23 protein-coding genes and 1 tRNA gene are annotated in these 22286 nt (G+C 34.2%); 13 read left to right on the forward strand and 11 right to left on the reverse strand.

Going from position 1 to position 22286, the window contains the following annotated elements; genetic code table 11:
* The first annotated feature begins 2 nt into the window (after nt 1-2).
* The 5 genes from AWE51_RS14765 to AWE51_RS14785 all read left to right on the forward strand — a co-directional run bounded on the left by AWE51_RS14765 (nt 3) and on the right by AWE51_RS14785 (nt 4997).
* Nucleotides 3-407, forward strand: a complete 405-nt coding sequence (locus AWE51_RS14765) for a GNAT family N-acetyltransferase (RefSeq protein ID WP_066314774.1) — start codon at nt 3-5, stop codon at nt 405-407.
* A gap of 1 nt (nt 408) precedes the next feature.
* Nucleotides 409-765, forward strand: a complete 357-nt coding sequence (locus AWE51_RS14770) for an MmcQ/YjbR family DNA-binding protein (protein ID WP_066314777.1) — start codon at nt 409-411, stop codon at nt 763-765.
* Between the two features lie 62 nt (nt 766-827).
* Nucleotides 828-2597, forward strand: coding sequence for a MutS-related protein (locus AWE51_RS14775; protein WP_066314781.1), 1770 nt, complete (start codon nt 828-830; stop codon nt 2595-2597).
* Between the two features lie 69 nt (nt 2598-2666).
* Nucleotides 2667-3680, forward strand: a complete 1014-nt coding sequence (locus tag AWE51_RS14780) for a 4-hydroxyproline epimerase (protein ID WP_066314783.1) — start codon at nt 2667-2669, stop codon at nt 3678-3680.
* A 30-nt stretch (nt 3681-3710) separates the two neighbouring features.
* Complete coding sequence (locus AWE51_RS14785) at nt 3711-4997, forward strand: NAD(P)/FAD-dependent oxidoreductase (RefSeq protein WP_394332235.1); 1287 nt, start codon at nt 3711-3713, stop codon at nt 4995-4997.
* Between the two features lie 29 nt (nt 4998-5026).
* Here AWE51_RS14785 and AWE51_RS14790 read toward each other — a convergent pair whose 3' ends face one another.
* From AWE51_RS14790 to AWE51_RS14800, 3 genes are all read right to left on the reverse strand, one after another.
* Nucleotides 5027-6127 carry a DUF4407 domain-containing protein gene (locus AWE51_RS14790; protein WP_066314787.1) on the reverse strand — a complete coding sequence of 367 codons (1101 nt, stop codon included), beginning with the start codon at nt 6125-6127 and terminating at the stop codon, nt 5027-5029.
* Between the two features lie 151 nt (nt 6128-6278).
* Nucleotides 6279-8171 carry a M56 family metallopeptidase gene (locus AWE51_RS14795; protein WP_157766111.1) on the reverse strand — a complete coding sequence of 631 codons (1893 nt, stop codon included), beginning with the start codon at nt 8169-8171 and terminating at the stop codon, nt 6279-6281.
* 32 nt (nt 8172-8203) lie between these two features.
* The gene (locus AWE51_RS14800) at nt 8204-8572 is read right to left on the reverse strand and encodes a BlaI/MecI/CopY family transcriptional regulator (protein WP_066314791.1); all 369 of its coding nucleotides are present in this window, start codon (nt 8570-8572) and stop codon (nt 8204-8206) included.
* Nucleotides 8573-8784: 212 nt separating this feature from the next.
* Here AWE51_RS14800 and AWE51_RS14805 point away from each other — a divergent pair, with 212 nt between their 5' ends.
* The 5 genes from AWE51_RS14805 (at nt 8785) to AWE51_RS14825 (ending at nt 14125) form a co-directional block, all read left to right on the forward strand.
* Entirely contained in the window at nt 8785-9810 is a 1026-nt protein-coding gene (locus tag AWE51_RS14805) for a hypothetical protein (protein ID WP_066314793.1), read from the forward strand.
* A gap of 153 nt (nt 9811-9963) precedes the next feature.
* Nucleotides 9964-10830 (forward strand): hypothetical protein, encoded by an 867-nt coding sequence (locus AWE51_RS14810; RefSeq protein ID WP_066314795.1) that lies wholly within the window; start codon nt 9964-9966, stop codon nt 10828-10830.
* 26 nt (nt 10831-10856) lie between these two features.
* Nucleotides 10857-11654, forward strand: a complete 798-nt coding sequence (locus AWE51_RS14815; protein WP_157766112.1) for a hypothetical protein — start codon at nt 10857-10859, stop codon at nt 11652-11654.
* 44 nt (nt 11655-11698) lie between these two features.
* Nucleotides 11699-12451, forward strand: a complete 753-nt coding sequence (locus AWE51_RS14820) for a hypothetical protein (protein WP_066314799.1) — start codon at nt 11699-11701, stop codon at nt 12449-12451.
* Nucleotides 12452-12454: 3 nt separating this feature from the next.
* On the forward strand, nt 12455-14125 hold the full coding sequence (locus AWE51_RS14825; RefSeq protein ID WP_066314800.1) for a trypsin-like serine peptidase: 1671 nt from the start codon (nt 12455-12457) through the stop codon (nt 14123-14125).
* Between the two features lie 75 nt (nt 14126-14200).
* On the opposite strand, the gene AWE51_RS14830 is transcribed toward AWE51_RS14825, so the two are convergent.
* Nucleotides 14201-15595 (reverse strand): dipeptidase, encoded by a 1395-nt coding sequence (locus AWE51_RS14830; RefSeq protein ID WP_066314803.1) that lies wholly within the window; start codon nt 15593-15595, stop codon nt 14201-14203.
* 207 nt (nt 15596-15802) lie between these two features.
* Between AWE51_RS14830 and AWE51_RS14835 the strand changes: the two genes are divergently transcribed.
* Nucleotides 15803-15884, forward strand: a tRNA-Leu gene (locus AWE51_RS14835).
* A gap of 182 nt (nt 15885-16066) precedes the next feature.
* Here the strand turns inward: AWE51_RS14835 and icd are convergent.
* From icd to AWE51_RS14870, 7 genes are read right to left on the reverse strand one after another with little or no spacing between them, the layout of a single operon-like run.
* Complete coding sequence (gene icd, locus AWE51_RS14840; protein WP_066314805.1) at nt 16067-17284, reverse strand: NADP-dependent isocitrate dehydrogenase; 1218 nt, start codon at nt 17282-17284, stop codon at nt 16067-16069.
* A gap of 38 nt (nt 17285-17322) precedes the next feature.
* On the reverse strand, nt 17323-18372 hold the full coding sequence (locus AWE51_RS14845) for a mechanosensitive ion channel family protein (RefSeq protein WP_082832457.1): 1050 nt from the start codon (nt 18370-18372) through the stop codon (nt 17323-17325).
* Between the two features lie 33 nt (nt 18373-18405).
* Entirely contained in the window at nt 18406-18645 is a 240-nt protein-coding gene (locus AWE51_RS14850) for a hypothetical protein (protein ID WP_066314807.1), read from the reverse strand.
* Between the two features lie 48 nt (nt 18646-18693).
* Nucleotides 18694-19050 carry a hypothetical protein gene (locus tag AWE51_RS14855; RefSeq protein WP_066314809.1) on the reverse strand — a complete coding sequence of 119 codons (357 nt, stop codon included), beginning with the start codon at nt 19048-19050 and terminating at the stop codon, nt 18694-18696.
* A 13-nt stretch (nt 19051-19063) separates the two neighbouring features.
* Nucleotides 19064-19366: a thioredoxin gene (gene trxA, locus AWE51_RS14860; protein WP_066314811.1), complete on the reverse strand. Its 303-nt coding sequence runs from the start codon at nt 19364-19366 to the stop codon at nt 19064-19066.
* A gap of 13 nt (nt 19367-19379) precedes the next feature.
* On the reverse strand, nt 19380-20333 hold the full coding sequence (locus AWE51_RS14865) for a DnaJ C-terminal domain-containing protein (RefSeq protein ID WP_066314814.1): 954 nt from the start codon (nt 20331-20333) through the stop codon (nt 19380-19382).
* A gap of 40 nt (nt 20334-20373) precedes the next feature.
* Nucleotides 20374-21114 (reverse strand): hypothetical protein, encoded by a 741-nt coding sequence (locus AWE51_RS14870; RefSeq protein WP_066314817.1) that lies wholly within the window; start codon nt 21112-21114, stop codon nt 20374-20376.
* 321 nt (nt 21115-21435) lie between these two features.
* Between AWE51_RS14870 and AWE51_RS14875 the strand changes: the two genes are divergently transcribed.
* Complete coding sequence (locus tag AWE51_RS14875; RefSeq protein WP_066314819.1) at nt 21436-21912, forward strand: Hsp20/alpha crystallin family protein; 477 nt, start codon at nt 21436-21438, stop codon at nt 21910-21912.
* 89 nt (nt 21913-22001) lie between these two features.
* Nucleotides 22002-22148, forward strand: a complete 147-nt coding sequence (locus tag AWE51_RS26525; protein WP_157766113.1) for a hypothetical protein — start codon at nt 22002-22004, stop codon at nt 22146-22148.
* Nucleotides 22149-22286: the final 138 nt, after the last annotated feature.

Raw genomic sequence — 22286 nt, forward strand, 5'->3', positions numbered from 1 at the left:
TAATGAGTATTAATATCTCTACAGATAAACAAAAATTAAATATTGATTTTATTCATCAATTCTTAACGAGGTCCTATTGGGCAAAAGGAAGAACCAAAGATGAAGTAAGAACTAGTATTGAACATTGTTTAAATTTTGGAGTGTATATAAATACTACACAAATTGGTTTTGCAAGAATTTTAACCGATTATGTTGTTTTTGCCTACGTGATGGATGTTTTTATTATAGAAGAACATAGAGGAAATGGGTACGCTAAACAATTAATGAAAGCAGTAACAGAATGTCCTGATTTGCAAAATATCAAACGATGGATGCTCGCAACTAGCGATGCTCATAACCTTTATAAACAGTTTGGGTTTGATGCCATACCTGACCCTTCTAAAATAATGGGAAAACTAATTATTTAATATGAATATTGAAGCTTTTAGAGAGTATTGCCTATCAAAAAAAGGAGTTACAGAGCATTTTCCTTTTGATGAAACAACCTTGGTATTTAAGGTAATGGGTAAAATGTTTGCCCTAACAGGCTTAGAAAGAATTCCGTTTAGTGTAAACTTAAAATGTGATCCAGATAGGGCTATAGAATTACGAGAATACCACTCTGAAATTACTCCTGGATATCATATGAGTAAAAAACATTGGAATACTGTTAACTTTTCGGAAGGTTTAGCTACTAATATGTTGATCGAATTAATAGACCATTCTTATGATCTAGTCGTAAGTGGTTTAACCAAAAAAGTGAAACAAGAACTAGAGAACCTTTAACTCAAAAAAAAAGAGAATATGTTGTTTTTTCGAAAAACACAGTAGCGTATTCTTCAATATATATGAATAATTCTAAAGAATTTTATACCGAGCAAATTTCTGAATACACAATAGCGCTAAAAAAAATTAAAAGACAATTAGCACTTTCAAGCACGATACGTTTGTTTGTTTTTTTATCTATTGCTGCAGGTGTCTATTTTGGATATCCAAATAGTCAAATTATTATAGGCAGTCTTCTGCTAGGATCCATTGTATTTATTTATTTGGTCACTCGCCATACCAATCTTACGTATACGAAAAAGAAACTCGAAAAATTAATTGAAATTAATCAATTAGAACTAGATGTTTTTAAGGATGATATTAGTAAACTAGATACAGGAAAAGAGTTTATAGATGCCACTCATGTCTATAGTCATGATATAGATCTTTTTGGAGAACGATCTTTTTTTCAATACGGAAACCGAACAACAACACTTGCAGGAAAAAGTAAATTTGCCTCAATACTTACTGCAAATTCTATTGATCATATAGAACGTAAACAAGAAGCTGTGCAGAACATTGCTAAATTGGCTAAATGGAGACAAGAATTTTCAGCAACGGCTGCATTAGTAAGCGTATCTATTCCGGTAGCTTCAATACAAAAATGGCTGAGTAATTACACTCCTTTTGTTCCGAAAGTAATGAAACTACTACCCATAATCGTATCAACAATTTCAACATTACTAATTGTATTACTATTTCTTAATGTTATCACATTTAATATGCTATTACTATGGTTCTTTATAGGGCTGGGTATAACAGGAACTCAATTAAAAAAAATAAATGCACTATATAACGATGCAGGTAGAGTAAAAGATACTTTTGATCAATATTATAGACTTGTTGAGAAAATAGAAAATACCTCTTTTGATGCTGCTCTGTTAAAAGAAAAAAAACAATTAGTTATTGATGAAAAAGAAAAAGCTTCGCAGATTTTAAAACAGTTTGCTAGTATTCTTAATGCCTTTGATCAACGAAATAATATGATGTTTGGGGTACTTGCTAATGGACTATTTCTTTGGGATATCCTTCAAAGTTACCGAATAGAAAAATGGATTTCTCAAAACCAAAATAAAGTTACCCGATGGTTCGAGGTCATTGCATTTTTTGATGCCTATAATTCACTTGGAAATTTTGTATTTAATCACCCCAATTATAGCTATCCAAAAATAGTATCTGGTACTACGACTCTTAAAGCTAAAAATCTTGGGCACCCGATGCTTAAAACAGCAAAACGAGTAGACAATGATATTACTATCGACACAGAACAATTTTTTATTATTACAGGGGCCAATATGGCTGGAAAAAGTACCTTTTTACGTACAGTCGCTTTACAAATAGTAATGTCAAATATAGGCCTACCTATCTGCGCTGATTCTTGTGAATATAGACCAATAAAGTTAATATCAAGTATGCGTACGTCAGATTCTCTAAGTGATGATGCATCCTACTTTTTCTCAGAACTCACACAACTTAAAAAAATAGTTGATGCACTAGACACAAACGAGTATTTTATTATTTTAGATGAGATCTTAAAAGGAACCAATAGTAAAGATAAAGCTGCAGGATCACGAAAGTTTGTAGAAAAGCTAGTGGCCGCACACGCTACAGGTATTATTGCTACTCATGATTTAAGTCTTTGTGAAATTGCTTCAGAGCTACCACAAGTAAAAAATCGATTTTTTGATGCCCAGATTGTTAATGACGAGTTGTATTTTGATTATAAATTCAAAGATGGAGTTTGTCAAAATATGAATGCCTCTTTCCTCCTTAAAAAAATGGGGATTGTATAATTTAGTTTCTCTATAGTAAAGATGAATAGAAATTGGTAAATTCACTCTTAGAATTTATTGGTTTCAAAAATGGCAAAAACTATTTTTAAGTGTATTGATGCACATACATGTGGAAACCCTGTAAGGGTCGTTACCACAGGAAAACCTAATCTTGTTGGTAAAACGATGAGTGAAAAAAGGCAACATTTTCTAAAGGAATATGATTGGATTAGAAAAGGGTTAATGTTTGAACCTAGAGGACATGATATGATGAGTGGAAGCATCTTATTTGACCCTCATGATCCAAAAAACGATTTTGCTATATTATTTATAGAAACTTCTGGGTGTTTACCTATGTGCGGACATGGAACTATAGGAACCATTACTATAGCTATTGAAGAAGGCTTAATACACCCTAAAATTCCTGGTAGAATAAAAATGGAGGCTCCAGCAGGTTTGGTAGAAATTGAATATCATCAAAACGGGAAAAAGATAGATTGGGTAAAACTCAAAAATGTAAAATCGTATCTAGCTGCAGAAGCATTAACAATTACATGCTCAGAACTTGGTAAAATCAAATTTGATGTCGCTTACGGCGGCAATTATTATGCTATTATTGATCCTCAAAAAAACTTTAGTGGGATACATAATTTCACTGCAGGAAAGTTAATACAATACTCTCAAGAAATAAGACAACGCATAAATAATGAATATCCAGATTATTTTATACATCCAGAAAACGATACGATAAGAGATGTTAGTCATATCCTTTGGACCGGCAATCCAATACATACTGAATCATCAGGAAGGAATGCTGTTTTTTATGGTGAAAAAGCCATAGATCGCTCACCTTGTGGCACAGGAACCTCTGCTCGAATGGCTCAATTATATGCCAAAGGGCTATTAAAAAAAGGAGAAGATTACATTCATGAAAGCTTTATTGGCAGCACATTTATTGGAAGAATTGAAGAAGAAACTATTCTAAATAATAACCAAAAAGCTATCGTTCCAAGTATAGAAGGGTGGGCCAAAATATATGGCTATAATACTATTATTATTGATGATCAAGATGATCCATATGCACATGGGTTTCAAGTGATTTAACTCTAGTCGAATCAAAGAATTTAAAACTTAATACAGACTAGTACTGCAAACACACTCAAATGTATTATTATGAATAAAAAAGTGATTGTTATCGGTGGCGGAATCATAGGGTTATGCACAGCTTATTACTTACATAAAGCAGGGCATCAAGTAACTATAATTGATAAATCTACTATGGATTTTGGAGCCTCGTATGTTAATGCAGGATACCTGTCTCCAAGTCATATCATACCAATTGCGGCACCGGGAGTAATGAAAAAAGGGTTAAAATGGATGTTTGACTCTTCTAGTCCCCTATTTATTAAACCACGTTTTAATCTCAATTTCTTACGATGGTCATTAGCCTTCAATAATTCTTGTTCTCAAAAAAATGTATATCGAGGTGTTCCTGCAATTAAAGATATTGCAGTTTTGGGGCGTGATTTATATTCGGAAATTAAAAATGAAGAAAAATTCAAGTTTCAATTAGAACAAAAAGGTTTACTTATGATCTGTCAAACCGATAAAATGCTCGAAGAAGAAACTGGTGTCGCGGAAATTGCAAAAAAAGAAGGATTACCCATACAAGAACTTACACCAAATGACTTAAAAGAGCTAGAGCCTAATGTTTCAATAAATGCAAAAGGAGCTATTTTATATAAATGTGATGCGCATACTACTCCTGGTATGTTTATGGAAGAAATGAAAACTTATTTACAAAATGCAGGTGTTGTTTTTCGTAAAAATGAAACAGTAAAAGATATTAAATTCAAGAATGATACAATTATTTCATTAAAGACTACAAACACAACATATTCTGCCGATGAATTTGTTCTTGCAGCAGGATCTTGGTCTCACCTTCTAAGCAAAAAAATAGGCCTCAAATTACTTCTAGAAGCTGGTAAAGGCTATAGAATTAATTCTGAAAGAAAATTAGGAATCAAATACCCAGCTATTCTAGCAGAAGCAAAAGTTGCTATTACGCCAATGCATGGCTTTACAAGATTTGCTGGTACTATGGAGATTGCAGGGATTAATCATAATGTAAACCCCATACGAATTGAAGCTATTGCTAATGCTACAAAACGTTATTATCCCGAAATTACATTAACTCCCGAAGAAAAAAAAACTGCAGCTTCAGGTTTACGTCCAGTCTCTCCTGATGGTCTACCTTATATTGGGAAATCTCAAAAATGTAACAACTTAACAATTGCAACAGGTCATGCTATGATGGGTTGGAGCATGGGTACTGCAACAGGAAAATTAGTTTCAGAGATTATATCAGATAAAAAAACATCATTAAGTCTTGATGCATACCATCCGGATAGAAAATTTTAGACAATTTCCTTATCTCTTAGAAAGTACGTTTACAAAATTCCTGTTTGACGTTTATAAAATGCATCCTGTTGTTTTTTCATCATTTCCCGAGCTATTTTCTTCTTATATGCATATAATTCTTCTTCTTCTGTTAAATCGCTATAAACACGATCGTTTATAGTATGATCCGTATCTAGTACTATTCTGCGTTGGCTTTCTTTTTGAGTTACCCACGTTTTTACTTCACCTTCTATATCCTCAAGTTTAAAATCATACTCTCCTTTTGGCGATAATAATTTAGCAAAAATTGGAGATGTTTCTATCGCTAGAAATAATAAGAAAATAAAAAACGAAGGTAACCATGGCAATTCGTTAAGAGCTGTAACACGAGCCATTAAACCATCAAAATTATCAATAATGGGTTGTGAATTGACTATTTGATTTTCGTACGCTAGTGCTAATTCGTTTTTTTGAGTCTCTAAACCTATAATCTTATCATTATTGGTCTTTTTTAAGGTGACTAATGCTGCTAATGCTGCATCATGCTTTTCTCTTTTTTCTTTATAAACTGGGCCTTTACCTATGCGCTCTGTTCCTTTTCTGCCTTCGGCTTCAGCTATATAAGTTTCATAAAGATTATTTACTTCTGTTTCTTTGGTAGAAACCTCTTCTTTTAAAGAATTAATTTCAGCATCTATTGCGGCAATTGCTGGCGTATATTGTATAGCTATTTGCTCTTTATTGGCTAAGGTTAAATCATTTTTTTGCTCCAATAGAACACGATCAATTTCTTTCTCGAATATCTTTAATTCTAAAGGTTTAGAAATTACAACAGCTATAATTATTGCAAGAATAAGTCTTGGCGATGCTTGCAAAAACTCATCTAGGAAACTTTCTTTTTTCCTAATGGTCGAAACTATAAATCGATCCAGATTGAAAATTAACAATCCCCATACTAATCCAAAAAATACAGCTCCAAAATAATTATCAAAAACAGTATACAGTGCATAACTGGCGGCAACAAAAGCCATAACTGCAGTAAAAAAAACAGTAGCACCTATACCTGCATATTTGTTTTGTTCTCCACTAGAACAACTATCCAAAATATCAGCATCTGCTCCTGAGCATAAAATAAAAAAACGTTTTAACATAATCTAAGGGTTTTGATTGACAATAGATATAACGCTGATTTATAGGTTAATGTTGCATCTACAACCCTATAAGCGTGGTATTAATCAGAAACAAAAAACTCCTATAAAGGAGTTTTTGACTATTACAAATGATCTAAAACAAGTAGCTTAACTAATTATTTTCTTTACGAGATTTTTCAAACGCTCTACGTTCTTCCTTCCGCGCTTCTTCCATTATTTTTCTGGCTTCTTTACGGGCTTTTTCTACTTCTCTCCTTACTTCTACTTGAGCTTTTCTTGCTTCATCTAAAGCTTTTCTTCGAGCTTTACCGGCTTCTTTTCTGGCTTTATGTGCGCTATTTCTAGCTTTCTCTCTAGCTCTTTCAGCTTGCAACATTGCTATATTAGCTCTTTGTTCAGCTTGTACCGAATGTAGCATTGCCATTTCTTCAGCTTTTAACCTTGCAATTTCAGCATTATGCATAGCACGCTCTCTGATTTTGTGAGACTCTTCCATCGCTAAATTCGCTTCTTCTCTAGCAATTATTCTAGCCTCACGTGCAACTTCCATAGCCTCTCTGCGTACTTCTTCGGCACTCTCTCTTGCTCTTTCTGCAACTTCCATTGCATGAGCTCTAGCTTCTTCTACCATGTGCATTACATTTTCAATTTCATGCTCATGCTCCATTTCTGCCTCGTGCATCGCCTCTTCTACCTCATCCATTTCGGTGATTACTTCATCTTCTTCAATCTCTTCGTTTATTTCTTCATAGGATGCGCCAACAGCTGGTGCTTTAGAAGGCTTTAGTGGTTTGAGTGGTTTTGGATATGTTCTTTTCTTACTCTTTTTTAGTTTAGGTGGAGCCGGCGGTGCTGGTATAGTACTTGCTTCTCCTTTTCTTACCCTTGGTGCCTTTGGTAAAGGGGGTGGTGGAGGTATTAGATCATGAGCATTTGAATCAGCTTTATACAATCTTGTTTTTCTATACGTTTCATTTAATTTCTGCACTAACCCATTATCTGCATTATTAATTTGAACATTAAAATTAAAACCAGTAAGTTCATCATCATTCCATTGTTTAGTAATCTCATCAATAGTCTTAGCAAAATTTGATACTTCTGTTGTCTTACCATTTACTTTGATTTGATCACCATTGATTTTGATTTTAATCTTTTTGTTTGGATCTGTATCTTCAACCGTCTTGGTATAATTTACATTTTTTTGCTGCGCTGTAATTTCATTATTAAAAAGTAGCATACAGCCTAATAGCATAGGTAAAAGCAGCAGCATTTTAGCCGCTGCTCTAGTCTTTGAAAATTGTTGTGACATCATAATAATTCGTTTTTTGGTTAATGAATAATTAATAGGACTTGATAACTCAGCTTGATTAGTGCTGTTTGGATAGTTAACAAGAAGATTCATGTATTGATGTAGCGAAAATTGACGTTTTAAAACGGTTTGATCTGCTAAGAATTCATGATTTAATTTAATAGCTTTTTTTATCCAGAATAACAACGGGTTAAACCAAAGAACAACCTGTAAAATTTCTACAAATAATATATCCAGAGTATGTTTTTGGGTGACATGTGTTTGTTCATGAAGTAAAACTTCTTTAGGGATACTTTGCTCCTGATACGCTTTTTTAGATACGAAAATATACTTTAGAAAAGTATGTGGTACGACAGCAGTATTTCCCACTAAAACATTAACATGAGATGATTCTTTTAAACGCTCATTGGTGGTAATTTTTAAGGTTAAGTTTTTAAGGTTTCTTAAAAATCGAAAGCCAAAAATTAAAAAACCAACCCCATAAACGCTATATAGTAAAAAGAGCGTATAGTTTACTGAAGGCGTTGATACATCCTCATTGGACATAGTAGTCATTATAATTTGTTCCTGATGCTCTATTTGAGGTTCTACAGGTATTTTAGTAGTCGTATAGGTAAAAGTAACAGTAGGGATAACCAGTGCAAATATTAAACTTAGAATTAAATAAAACCGTTTAACATGATGCATCTTCTCTTTTTCTAAAAACAAAAGATAAAACCCCCAGAGGACAAACATGCAAAGCGATGATTTTATTAAATACACTATCATTACTGTTGTTTTTTGATTTGCTGATCCACGATCTTTTTGAGCTCTTCTAACTCTGATGTAGATAGATTAGTCTCTGAGGTAAAGAAAGAGGCAAACTGTGATGCAGAGTTATTAAAAAAATTCTTTATCAGACCATTTACATGTTTTGAAAAATAGTCCGTCTTTTTAACCAGTGGGTAATATTCTCTAGACTTACCATACAACTTGTAATCTACAAAACCTTTATCCTTCATTCTTTTTAGTAAAGTCGCCACAGTGGTAGTAGCAGGTTTTGGATCTGAGAAAGCATCAAGAAGATCCTTCATAAAGGCTCTCTCTAGTTTCCAGAGATATTGCATAAGTTGTTCTTCAGATTTTGATAACTGCATTACTCTACATGATTAGAATTAACTCTACAAATGTAGAATAAAATATTTTACAAGCAAAAAAAAAATCACTTTCTATATTAAAACTACTGGAAAACCGTATGTAAATTACTAAATATCAATTATTTAACTTTTATTTTACATTTCTAAAAAAAGACAAGCACGGGGAATTTGTACCTTTAAAAATAAGATTTAACCAATAAATTTATTACACAATGAAAAAAATTATTTTATCAATAGTGACTCTTTTGAGCGCTATAGGATTGCACGCGCAACACAATTACGACAATCAAAACACCATTTACAGTTTAAATGGAAATGTAGGGGTTAGAATAACTTCACCAGGTGCTACATTAGATGTGCCACGAGGAAATGCAGGTGGAGGAACTGCAATGTTTAGAGGTACTAACAGAATTTCTCATTTTAATTTCTCTACTAACGAAGACACATATATTAGAGGTGGGAAAGTGAACTCAAATGTATTTCTAAATGATAATGGTGGTAATGTAGGGGTAAGAAATACAAATCCTCAGGCAACAATTGATGTTAGCAGAGGAAACGCTGGTGGTGGAACAGCTATGTTTAGAGGTACTAATAGAACATCGCATTTTAGTTACTCAATAGATGAACACACTTATATCAGAGGAGGAAAACTAAACTCTAACGTCTTCCTAAACGATAATGGTGGTAATGTAGGAATCAGAAATACATCTCCGATTGCTACTCTTGATGTTAGCAGAGGAAACGCTGGTGGTGGAACGGCTATGTTTAGAGGAACTAATAGAACATCGCATTTTAGCTACTCAACAGATGAACATACATATATAAGAGGTGGTAAATCAAATTCTAGCGTATTTCTAAATGATAATGGTGGCAACGTAGGCATCGGAACTACAAATACAAGAGGGTATAAGTTGGCTGTAAACGGGAAAATACGTGCAAAAGAAATTGTAGTTGAAGCTAGTCCTTGGCCAGATTTTGTTTTTAAATCCAATTACAACCTCTTACCACTAAAAGAAGTGGCTAAACATATCAAGACTAAGGGTCACTTACCAAATATTCCTACTGAAAACGAAGTGCATCAAAACGGTATTAGTTTAGGTACGATGAACGCAAAACTATTGCAAAAAATAGAGGAGCTTACTCTTTATACAATCCAGCAAGAAGATCAATTAAATTCTCTTCAAGAAGCACTTAAAACTGTGCAAGCAGAACTTAAAGATCTAAAAAAACAACACTAATCAACCTTATATTATAAAGAACTAAAATAAGGTCGTCGAATTACATAAGCTCCTAGTTAATACTTCTAAGATCACAGCATTTACATCTTCTAGGGATGACTTATTTTATTCGAACGACATTTAATTCTCTTATGATATTTAAAATTATTTAAAATGAAAAAAATAATCTTCACACTAATCGTAGTAACGTTTACAATTCAATTTCACGCACAAGAGCAATTTAGCAGTATTAATCTTTTTGGTAGTAACCCTACTCCATCTGTAAATGGTTTCTTAAACAAACTTGAATTTACACAAGGTAATCATGGGGCGTTGGTATTTCATCCTGGGCAAAAAGACGAATTAATGTTTGGTTTCCACAAAAATGGTAGCTTTTATTGGGGAACTGGACGCTCTGCTACAAAAAAAGACTATTACTCTATGTATTTAAATGGAAGTAATGGAGATCTAAGAGTTCTAGGAACCACAACTATAAAATCTACTTCAATACTTGGAAATAATCCTACACCTTCTGTGAATGGGTTTCTAAATAGATTAGAATTTAAAGGTGGGGCTCATGCCGCATTGGTATTTCATCCTGGACAAAAAGACGAATTAATGTTTGGGTTACACCAAAATGGTAATTTTTATTGGGGGACAGGACGTTCTGCTACAAAAAAGGACTACTACTCTATGTATTTAAATGGAAACAATGGAAACCTAGGAATTCGTGGTAAACTTACCTCTAGTGAAGTTGAAGTTAAAGTTGGTGGCTGGGCTGATTTTGTTTTTAATGATGATTACCAACTACCATCACTAGAAGAAGTTGAAAATCATATCCAGAAAAAAGGACACCTTGCTAATATTCCTTCAGAAATAGAAGTAATTCGAAATGGCATTAATTTAGGGGAAATGGACGCTAAATTACTTCGAAAAATTGAAGAGTTAACCCTATATACCATTCAGCAAAACAAAGAATTAAAAGAATTGAGAAGCATCATTAAAAACCTTCAAAGTAAAGTTCAAGATCTTAACAAATGAAAAATAAAACTCTTAAAACTCAAATTATGAAAAATTTATTATTTCTATTTCTTATTCTTACAATAACATGTAAGCTTACTGCTCAAGATCAGACGATTAACGGCAAACTTACCGTAGCTGAAAGTATAAAATGGGGAAGCACAGGAGCCATATTAAATACCGACCAAGGGGCTTCTATCGAATTGAGAGGCAATGGAATACCTTATCTTGATTTCTCCAACGATCCAACAATCGACTTTGATTTAAGATTAATCTTGAGAGGAGATAATTTACTTTCTTTTGAAGGTGGAGACATCAAAATGAGTAACAAACTATCGGCTAGACAAAGTATAAGTTGGGGAAATACGGGAGCCTTATTAAATACCGACCAAGGAGCTTCTATTGAATTGAGAGGTACTGGAATTCCATATCTTGATTTCTCTAATGACCCAACAACCGACTTTGATATGAGGTTAATTCTAAGAGATAACAATACTCTTGGAGTTTCAGGTGGTAATATGGCAATAGATGGAGCTTTAAAAGCTAAAGAAATAGAAGTTAAACCCAATGTATGGGCTGATTTTGTTTTTAATGAAGATTACAAACTTCCTACCCTAGAAGAAGTTGAAAATCATATCCAAGAAAAAGGACACCTTGTTAATATTCCACCTGAAAAAGAGGTAATAGAAAATGGTATTCATTTGGGAGAAATGAATATGAAACTTCTTTTAAAAATTGAAGAGTTAACATTATATACTATTCAACAAGAAAAAGAAATCAAAAGATTAAAATCTATCGAAAAAAGATTGGATGAAATAGAGAAGTTTATCGCTAATAAAAAATAAAATATCTCAAAAAAAATGATAAACCATAAAGCACAAAATAACCGATGAAAAAAAAAGTAACTATTTTGTTATTAATTATAACAATCCAGATGACCAGTTATGGTCAACAAACTTTTAATGATAAAATTGATATTAATCAATTAAATAGTAAATATCCATCTTTAAATGTCACTACTCGACAGGGTTTATTTAACGGAGGCCACCCCCATTTATACTTTTTAAATACAGGAGGAAGTGCAACTACACCAACATCAACTCCTGCAAATAGATTATTAGGAACAATTATTTATTCTGGATTTGACGGACAGTCCAATGTACAAATAGGAAGAATTGGGGTTACTACGACAGGGGATTTTACTCCAGGAAATTACCCAGCGAGAATGAATTTTCAGATAGGAGGAACCAATACTTGTTGTGGGGTTACTAGAATGACCATTGATGGGGAAACAGGAAATGTTGGCATAGGAACTTCTAATACTGGCTCTCATAGATTAGCTGTTGAAGGATCAATAGGCGCAAGAGAAATAACTGTTCAAACAGGAACTTGGTCAGATTTCGTTTTTAATGATGATTATGCACTTCCTTCTCTGGAAGAAGTTGAAAATCATATTAAAGAAAAAGGACACCTTGCAAATATTCCTTCAGAAAAAGAAGTGATTCGTAATGGTGTTAATTTAGGAATAATGGACGCTAAATTGCTTCAAAAAATTGAAGAGTTAACCATATATATTATTGAAATAAACAAAAGGGTTGTTGAATTAGAAAAGGAAAATTCACAATTAAAAAACCAAAACTAAACCATGAAAAAATATTTATATATTATATGCCTGTTAATTGCTTTCAGTATTCAAGCACAGACTAAAGTTGGTGAAGAAATTACTAGTACTCACCAAAGTCCACATCCTTATCAAGGTAATACTACCAATACCTATAAAATGGTATGGAGCCAAGAAATATCACAAAAAGGTGCAGGTTATGTGGCTGTACATTTTAACAAAATACAGCTAGCTACGAATGATTTTATAATTGTAAGAGACATAGACAATACTAGGTCCTGGAAATACTCTGAAAATACAATCCATAAAAGAGGTAATAGTTTTTGGAGTATTCCTATTTATGATGACAAAATGATCATTGAAATCTTTAGTATCAACCCTAAGGGAGGATTTGGGTATACTATTGATATTGTAGCCAAAGGTTATCCCATAGAATCGTTAAGAGCTCAAGAAGATGAAGCTCTTTGCGGTGCTGATGACTCCAGAAACGCTATTTGCTATTCAAATAACGAACCAGATGCATATAATCGCTCACGTGCAGTAGCTAGATTATTAATTAACGGGACATCTGCTTGTACGGGTTGGTTAATTGGAGATAATGGCCAGTTAATGACTAATGAGCACTGTATCCAGAATCAAGCTGACGCGAACAATGTAACTGTAGAATTCATGGCGCAAGGGGCAAATTGTGGTACAAACTGTGATTCTTGGTTTGCATGCCCAGGTACTATTGAGGCTACATCTGCAAATCTTATTCGCGCTAATGCACCATTGGATTATGCTCTTTTAGACTTAAATACGACTACTAATTTACCTCAAACTTATGGTTTTCTTCAATTAAGAGATACAGGTGCTGTTCTTAACGAACGTATTTATATCCCTCAACACCCACGAGCTTGGGGTAAGCGAATTGCATTACTTTCTACAGATCCAAATGATCAAGGAGGTGTAGCTCGCATATTTTCTTTAACCCGACCTCGTTGTGGTGGTAGTGGTAACGATATAGGCTATTTTGCCGATACCCAAGGTGGGTCTTCTGGATCTCCAGTTTTAGGGTATGGAGACAACCTAGTTGTCGCATTACACCATTGTGCTAATTGCCCAAATAGAGGAGTACCCATTGAACTGATCATTCAAAATTTAGGTAATGACTTACCTCCTAATGCTCTTCCATCAGATGGATGTCCTAATAATCTGACCGTGACCCAAAATGTCCCAGGAGGAACTACCGATAATCAAGAAGCGGCAAATATGTTAACTGCCAATAATACAATTGCGAATGGCGGTATTGCAACCTATACTGCGGGTCAAAAAGTGGTTCTATCAACAGGTTTCAAAGCTTCAACAGGATCAAAATTTACGGCAAAAATTCAAAATTGTAGTACATCTAGAGAAGTAGTATTCACTTCAATAGAAAAAAGTTCACCCGCTGTAGAAAAAGTAGAATCTGATGATTTTATAATACATCCAAATCCAACAAATAGTGAGTTCATCATTTCTGCAAACTCTTTAAAAAATCTAGATAACACTTCAATAAAAGTGTATGATATTCTAGGAGCTGTAAAACTAAAACAGGATATTTCATCTACCAAAAACAATGTAAATGTTCAAAGCCTTGAAGAAGGCCTATATTATGTTATTATATCAACTACTAGAGGAACTTTGGTTTCTAAAAAATTATTGATAAAACGATAATTTCTTTATTTAATTATGAAGTATAAAAAAGGGGGAATTTTATTTCCCCCTTTTAACATCAAAGGTATATTGATATTATTTATTCTTTGAAAGCTCGGTAAAATATTTATAAAAAAGCGGAATTGTTTCGATACCTTTTAAATAGTTCCACACGCCAAAATGTTCGTTAGGAGAATGTATGGCATCACTATCCAACCCAAATCCCATAAGAATAGTTTTACTTTTTAATTCTTTTTCAAACAAAGAAACAATAGGAATACTTCCGCCACTGCGTTGTGGAATTGGTGTTTTACCAAAACTATCTTGATACGCACTACTCGCAGCCTGATACCCTAAACTATCTATTGGTGTAACATATCCTTGACCACCATGATGAGGCGTTACTTTTATAGTCACTCCATCTGGTGCAATACTTTCAAAATGGTTTTTAAATAAAGTTGTTATTTCTTCCCAATCTTGATTCGGGACTAAACGCATTGAAATTTTAGCATATGCCTTACTCGCAATTACAGTTTTGGCCCCTTCTCCGGTATATCCGCCCCAAATACCATTTACATCTAGTGTAGGCCTAATTGAATTTCTTTCATTTGTACTATATCCTTTCTCTCCATAAACCGCATTAATATCTAAGGCTTTTTTATATGCTTCAAGAGAAAATGGTGCTTTTGCCATCTGTTCACGTTCGCTATCAGATAAATTCTCTACTTTATCATAAAATCCTGGGATGGTAATATGATTATTTTCATCATGTAAAGAAGCTATCATTTTGGTTAGAACATTAATAGGGTTTGCTACTGCTCCCCCATACAACCCACTATGCAAATCTCTATTAGGACCGGTAACCTCTACCTCTACATAACTTAATCCTCTTAACCCTGTTGTAATCGATGGCACATCTTTAGCGATCATACCGGTATCACTAATTAAAATTACATCATTCGCTAATTTTTCTTGATTATTCTCAACAAACCAACTCAAACTTTTACTTCCAACTTCTTCTTCTCCTTCAATCATAAATTTCACATTACAAGGCAGTTGATCGGTCTCAGTCATGAGCTCTAGTGCTTTTACATGCATATACATCTGTCCTTTATCATCACAAGAACCTCGTGCAAAAATAGCGCCTTCGGGATGAATTTCAGTCTTCTTAATTACAGGTTCAAAAGGAGGGCTATCCCATAAATCTATTGGATCTGGTGGTTGTACATCATAATGTCCATATACTAAAACCGTTGGTAAACTAGGATCAACAATTTTTTCCCCATACACTATTGGATATCCAGGAGTTAGACAAATTTCTACAGCATCACAGCCAGCGGCTTCTAGGCTTTTTTTGATTACATCAGCCGTTTTGATTACATCCTTTTCATAAGCAGAATCGGCACTAATTGATGGAATTTTAAGTAATTCAAGAAGTTCATTTATAAAACGATCCTTATGTTCTTGAATATAAGTATGTATATGTTGCATATTATGAGTTAATTTTTGTCTAAAAGTACTAAAAGTTTATATTTTTTCGGCTTGGTCTTTTTATTTTAAAAGTATTGTTTATATTTGCACTCGCTTTTACAGATAGTCCTAAGCAATGTAAGAGTTAGTTAATGCGGGCGTGGTGGAATTGGTAGACACGCTAGACTTAGGAATTAGACAAGTAAAAGTTCATAAAATATTGAAAAAGCGGGCGTGGTGGAATTGGTAGACACGCCAGACTTAGGATCTGGTGCCGCGAGGTGTGAGAGTTCGAGTCTCTCCGCCCGCACTTTTTCAACTGTAAATATACAGTTATAAAACCTCTCAAAATTGAGAGGTTTTTTTATTTGGGTACAACATAGGTACAACATTTTACCAGTTTTTGCTTATTAATTTTATTCTATTGCATTTGTAGCCAAACAAATACAACCATGCTCAAATTAAATAATCATACCTATACTGTGCTGAAATTTATTGCAAATAATGAATTATCGATTCTGCAAATTCAGAACACTTTACAGTTGTAGATTCTGGCATTAGTCTTGCAAAATCATAAGTAACTTTTTTCTTTTTGATTGAAGTTTCAAGTCCACTTACAATGAGTTCTGCAGCTTTATTCCAACCTATATACTCCAACAGCATTACACCAGACAAAATCATTGAAGAAGGATTAACCTTGTCCAAACCAGCATACTTTGGTGCTGTGCCGTGTGTGGCTTCGAATAAGGCTACCCCAGTTTCATAATTAATGTTAGCTCCAGGAGCAATTCCTATGCCACCAACCATTGCGGCTAATGCATCCGAAATATAATATCCATTAAGGTTGAGTGTGGCAATAACATCATACTCACTTGGTCGTAATAATATTTGTTGTAGAAAAGCATCAGCTATAACATCTTTGATAATAACTTGGTGTCCATTCTTTTCTAAACGCATCCACGGACCACCTTGTAATTCTTTGGCGTTAAATTCTTCTTTTGCCAATTGATAGCCCCAATTTTTAAACTGCCCTTCAGTGTATTTCATAATATTACCTTTATGGACTAGTGTTACCGAGTCTTTTCGATTGTCAATAGCATATTGAATAGCTGACCTTATAAGTCGTTCTGAACCTTCTTTGGAAACGGGTTTCACACCAAGTGAGACTGTATTCGGAAAGCGAATCTGAGTAACGCCCATTTCCTCAATCAAGAATTTTTTAACTCTAGTAGCCTCTGGAGTTCCTTTATTCCATTCAATACCTACATAAATATCTTCAGTATTTTCCCTGAATATGGTCATATCCACACGTTCAGGAGATTTCACAGGAGCAGGCACACCTGGGTACCACTTTACAGGTCTAACACAGGCAAATAAATCTAATTGTTGTCTAAGTGCGACATTTAAAGATCGCATACCTCCACCTACTGGAGTCGAAAGAGGACCTTTAATAGCGACAACACAATTTTTTATTTCATCTACTGTATTTTGAGGAAGCCATTCACCCGTTACTGTTTTAGACTTTTCACCAGCATAAACCTCCTTCCAATGAATAGTTCTTTCGCCATTATATGCCACTTCTACTGCGTGGTCGATAACTCTTTTGGCTGCCCACCAAACATCCGTTCCAATTCCATCACCTTCTATAAAAGGGATGATAGGATGATTAGGTACTATAAGCTTATGCTGACTAAATTTTATATTTTCCATTTTCTTAGTGTGTTACATTTGTCTCTTAATCTAAGAAGCTATGGACTCAATTTTTTTAGTTTTTTAATGGAGTCCTCTGTAATCTCAATAGTTCGTATTGGGAACGGAATTATTATACCTTCTTCTTTGAACCTTTTCTGTAGTCTCTGAATAAACTGATGACGCATCTTGAATTGATTTTCATAAAGGTCAGTTGCCAACCATACCTTCATATTGATGCTACTGTCTGCAAACTCATAAAAACGAACTGCTGGTTCAAATTTTTTGGGTAAAGGTGGATATTCGGAAAGTAGCTGTTGAGCCACCTCTAATGTTACGCGTTCTACCAGCTCCAAGTCACTATCATAATGCACCCCTACCATTACCTGAAAGAATAGATTTTTTTGAAGGGTAAAAAAATTAGTGGTTATGGTACTGGATATTTTTGAGTTGGGAATGATAACCACATTTTCCAATAAGGTTTTAACAACCGAGTTTCGCCAATTTATATCCAAAACATAGCCTTCTTCCCCAGAATTCAATTTAATATAATCACCAGGTTTTAGCTGTTTGGCGGCAAGTATGTGCAATCCTGCAAATAAATTGCCCAAGGTGTCCTGTAGCGCCAATGCTACTGCTAGACCCCCAACCCCTAAAGCTGTTAGTATGGGAGCTAATTCAAAGCCTATTAGATTTGTATAAATCACAAATCCAGAAAGATAACTTAGAATACGGATAATAATGTGATAAAGTGAGGTTGCCTTTCCTTCCTTGGCTTTGGTATGACGGTCATATACAAAAATCAAGATCTCCGTTATCGTGTAGGTAACAACAAAAACATTTAAACTAAGTACTACCTTATGATGCCATTTGGGCAAGGTATCTACTAATGGAAAAAATTCTATAAAATTTAAACTCAAACATAGCCCTATGAAAACGGCAATTTTACTGAGTGATTTAAAAAAAACTGACATATAGAGCAGTTCTTTTTTCTCGACTAGTCTTTGCATTAAATTAAATAAAGGATGTAGCAAAAACCTGCCAAGCAAAAAACCTAGTAGTATGCCTGATGACAGTATCAAAAATGGGTTCTGAAAAATAGTTTTCATTGTATTATTAAATTCTTTAAAGTTTTACAATCTTTAAGCCGATTGCATCTTACTTCTTTTATTATTTTGAATTTTATATACTTTATTTTTTTTGTATCGTTTTCCAACAGAAGATTTTCCATCAGAATCGACAAACTTATACTCAGGGCTTTCTAACATATTCCTATAAAGCTCTTCATTAACTTCTACAGGGATAGGAATGTTAGGAAATTGAATGAGATAAAAGTTGTTTTTTCGACCAATTAATCGAACTTTCGCTGGTGGATTTTTCATTTTCTTAAAATTTATCTGATTAATAAATAGAATAGTAAGAAGCGTAAATTATCTTCCTTCCAACATCTCGCAAAAACTCAGTTGGATTTTATGGGCAAACTCACTTCCTGGGGGTAAGTTTAACAACACTAAAAACCAACCTTTTTGAGTCATTCTAAAATCTTTGAATAAGCTTCCTTTTAGCTGTGTATAAACAGGTCTAAAATGTTCTTCCAGAATAATACCTGAGTTATCCATTATTGCCATTGCGTCTTTAACAGCCTTAATAATATCTTCTTTTGGTACTCCTTCATACACTAAGTCACTTGCCAGATATCTCATTCTAGATACAAATAATACATCGAGAAAATCTGTCAATCCACTACTCTTGTACTTATATTTTTTTTGATAAACTACAACCTTCATTTTCGAATAGACTTTAATTATTTATATATTTTAAAATGATGGACTTAAGTTGTGCAAGTCCCAGAACCCCAGATTGTTTCCATAGCGTGCTACCACTTTTAAACAGCATAAGTGTTGGTACACTTTTAACGTTAAACTTCTGGGCAATCTGCGGATTTTTGTCAATATCAACCTTAATTATTCTGATAGCATCTATCTCTTTGGCTAAATCTTTCAATACTGGTGCCTGAGCCTTACAAGGTCCGCACCACTCCGCAAAAAAATCTACCAACACTGGCTTTTTGTTGTTAATTATCGTATTAAAATTTCCTTTCATCTCTATATGTTTTTTAAAATGCTGTGCTCCGTTTCTTTTCAGAAATTTGGCGTAATTTTTTAAACAATTCTTCTTCCTCCTTACTCAAATTTTTTGGGATTTCAACTTGTATTTCAACGAGTAAATCGCCATAAGAATTAGAATTATAAATAGGCATTCCTTTTCCTTTCAGACGCAAGGTTTTTCCACCTTGGGTTCCTTTTGGCACGGACATATTGACACTTCCCGTTAGAGTGGGTATTTCAATCTTGCCTCCCAACAGTGCTGTATAAAGGTCAATGGCTTTATTGATGACAAGGTCGTTTCCTTTTCGCTGAAATCTAGGGTCGTTTTCAACCCGCAAAACGATATAAAGGTCTCCAGATTTACCTCCATTTGCTCCGGGTTGTCCTTTTCCCTTAATCTTAAGTTGTTGCCCATCATAAGAACCTGGCTTTACAGTAATTCGTAACTTCTGACCATTAAGTTCAAAAGTTCGCTTACTGCCTTGATAGACCTCTAGTAAGGTAATGGGCAATTCGGCCTGTATGTCACCACCTGAGAAATCTTGCTGGCTTCTTCTTGAGCGACCACCGAAACCTTGTTGGCCACTGCCGCCAAAGAACATATCAAAAAAGCTCGAAAAACCGCTGCCATCCCCCCCAAAGAATTCCGAAGGGTCTCCTTCATAATAAAAGGTCTGCCCGTCATTGTTACGAGATTGATTGGCATATTGCCTCCAGTCTCCACCTGCCTGTTCATAAGCTTGCCAGTTAGCACCCAGTGTATCATATTTCTCTCTTTTCTGCGGGTCGCTCAATACCTCATTGGCTTCATTGATTTCCTTAAATTTCTCTTCGGCATTTTTGTCACCTGCATTTTTATCGGGATGATATTTAGCAGCCAATTTCCTATAGGCCTTTTTTATATCTTTTGGTGTTGCACTTTTTTCAACACCAAGAATCTTGTAATAATCTTTATATTCCATTTGCTCTTGCTATTGTTTAGGTGTTGAACTGTCATTCTTTTTATTTCAAAAATCTACTTGCTATACTTTTTTTGATTTGATACTGAGCTTCCTGAAATATCTCATTAACCTGTGATAACTGCATTCGCTTTATTTTTGTTATTTCTTCAAGGTCAAATCCTCTAACGGTTTTCAAATCAAAAATAGACTGCATTAAAACAGGTAATTTTTCCAAAACGATGCTAATATGTTTGTGCATACGTTCTTTGGAAATTTCTTCATCGAGTCTTTCAATCAATACCTCCTCTTGGTCTTCTGCAAAAAAATCAGCTGCTTCATAATTCACTTTAAGATATGAAGGGTCATCAAGTTTTTCCATCATTATCAAATCGCCGTCGGCATCTTGAGTAAATTTTTCTTCTAACATTTGCCACTCACTCTCACTCAAAGCTTCCAGCTCTTCCATATATGATTCTTCCAGGCTTTCATAGATAAAAGTGTCATTCAACAATTCATCTACCTGCTTAAAAAGCCAGGAATGAAAGTCTGTCTCTTGCGAAACATTGTCAATATGCTCATAAGTGTAGAGATATAAGTCATTGATAAAATCGTCTGCCTGATAACTGCCTTTGGCAATGACTCCTTTACGTTCTGCCATTTTTAAGTTCTTAGAAACATAGGCCTTTATATCCGGCATTAACTTCATAAATGCGTCCTTAAAATGGCTACGGTTGTTGTCTTTTTTATATGCTCGAAGTTCAACCAATACACTTCGAGCGTAGGTTTGATATCTTGCTCTCATCGTATTAGAATTTTATTTCTTTTTTATTTTGACTTTGACAAAATGAGTACCATTTTGTTTAACCTATCTTGAAAGCATATTTAGAGGCAGAAATGACAGGAATTTTGAAAATCAAATGTTAAAAAATTGCCATAATGACATCTTTTAACGTTCATAATATGACAATATGTCTTTTTCTAATTGGAATTACTGAATTTTTCATAAAAAATATTGCACGAATATGACCTGTTTTCAATTTGGCATTCAATTTGCCTAATGGGATTTTGAAGTCAATCAAGATTTCACAATTTGTTTTAATGTTTAATTTAAATTTTTGTAATTATGAGCACTTTAGTTAATGTTCCTAAAAATGGAGGTTTATCTAATGTTAATTCAGGTTTAAACTTCCCAACTTGGTCAAATTGGATTGATAGCTTTTTTAACAATGACCTACCATCAGTGTTTACTTCTAACTTCAACACTGGTATCACCTTGCCAAAAGTAAACATCCAAGAAACCGCAGATGCCTTCATGGTGGATATGGCAGTTCCTGGTCTTAAAAAGTCTGATTTCCACATCGACCTTGACAACCAACTATTATCCATCTCTACAGAGATGAAAGAAGAAAATGAACAAAAAGAAGACAACTACACTCGCAGAGAGTTTGGTTATTCTTCGTTCAAAAGAACTTTCACCTTGCCCGAGAGTGTTGATGATAGTAAGATTGATGCGAAATACGTAGATGGTATCTTAAGCATTCACTTGCCTAAGAAAGAAGAGGCTAAACAAAAGCCCGCAAGAACTATCAAAATTTCGTAATTGGTTGGTTAGTTTTTTGATTGATTGAAGTTGGGGGCTGGTTCCCCGGCCCCCTTCCTTCTCAATTGTTGAACCTAAAATTTTGTACAATGAAAGTATTTGGCAAAGAGGTGGGTAAAGTGATTAAACTCCCACCATTTATCGAGCGCTTTAGAGGAAAGATTTTACCAATTCCTCGAATAGGCGATAAAGTGAAAATTCTTACCAAACTGACCCACCTATTCCTATTATATTGACCCAGTAAATCCTATTTATATTGACCCGGGTATTCCTGTTTAAATTGACCCACCCCCAAAAGCGTGTATTTTGAATAACTTGTATGGTTATCAATAATCAAAATAACCATGGCAAATACACACTTAGATATGCGAAAA

The organism is Aquimarina aggregata (assembly GCF_001632745.1).
Taxonomy (GTDB): domain Bacteria; phylum Bacteroidota; class Bacteroidia; order Flavobacteriales; family Flavobacteriaceae; genus Aquimarina; species Aquimarina aggregata.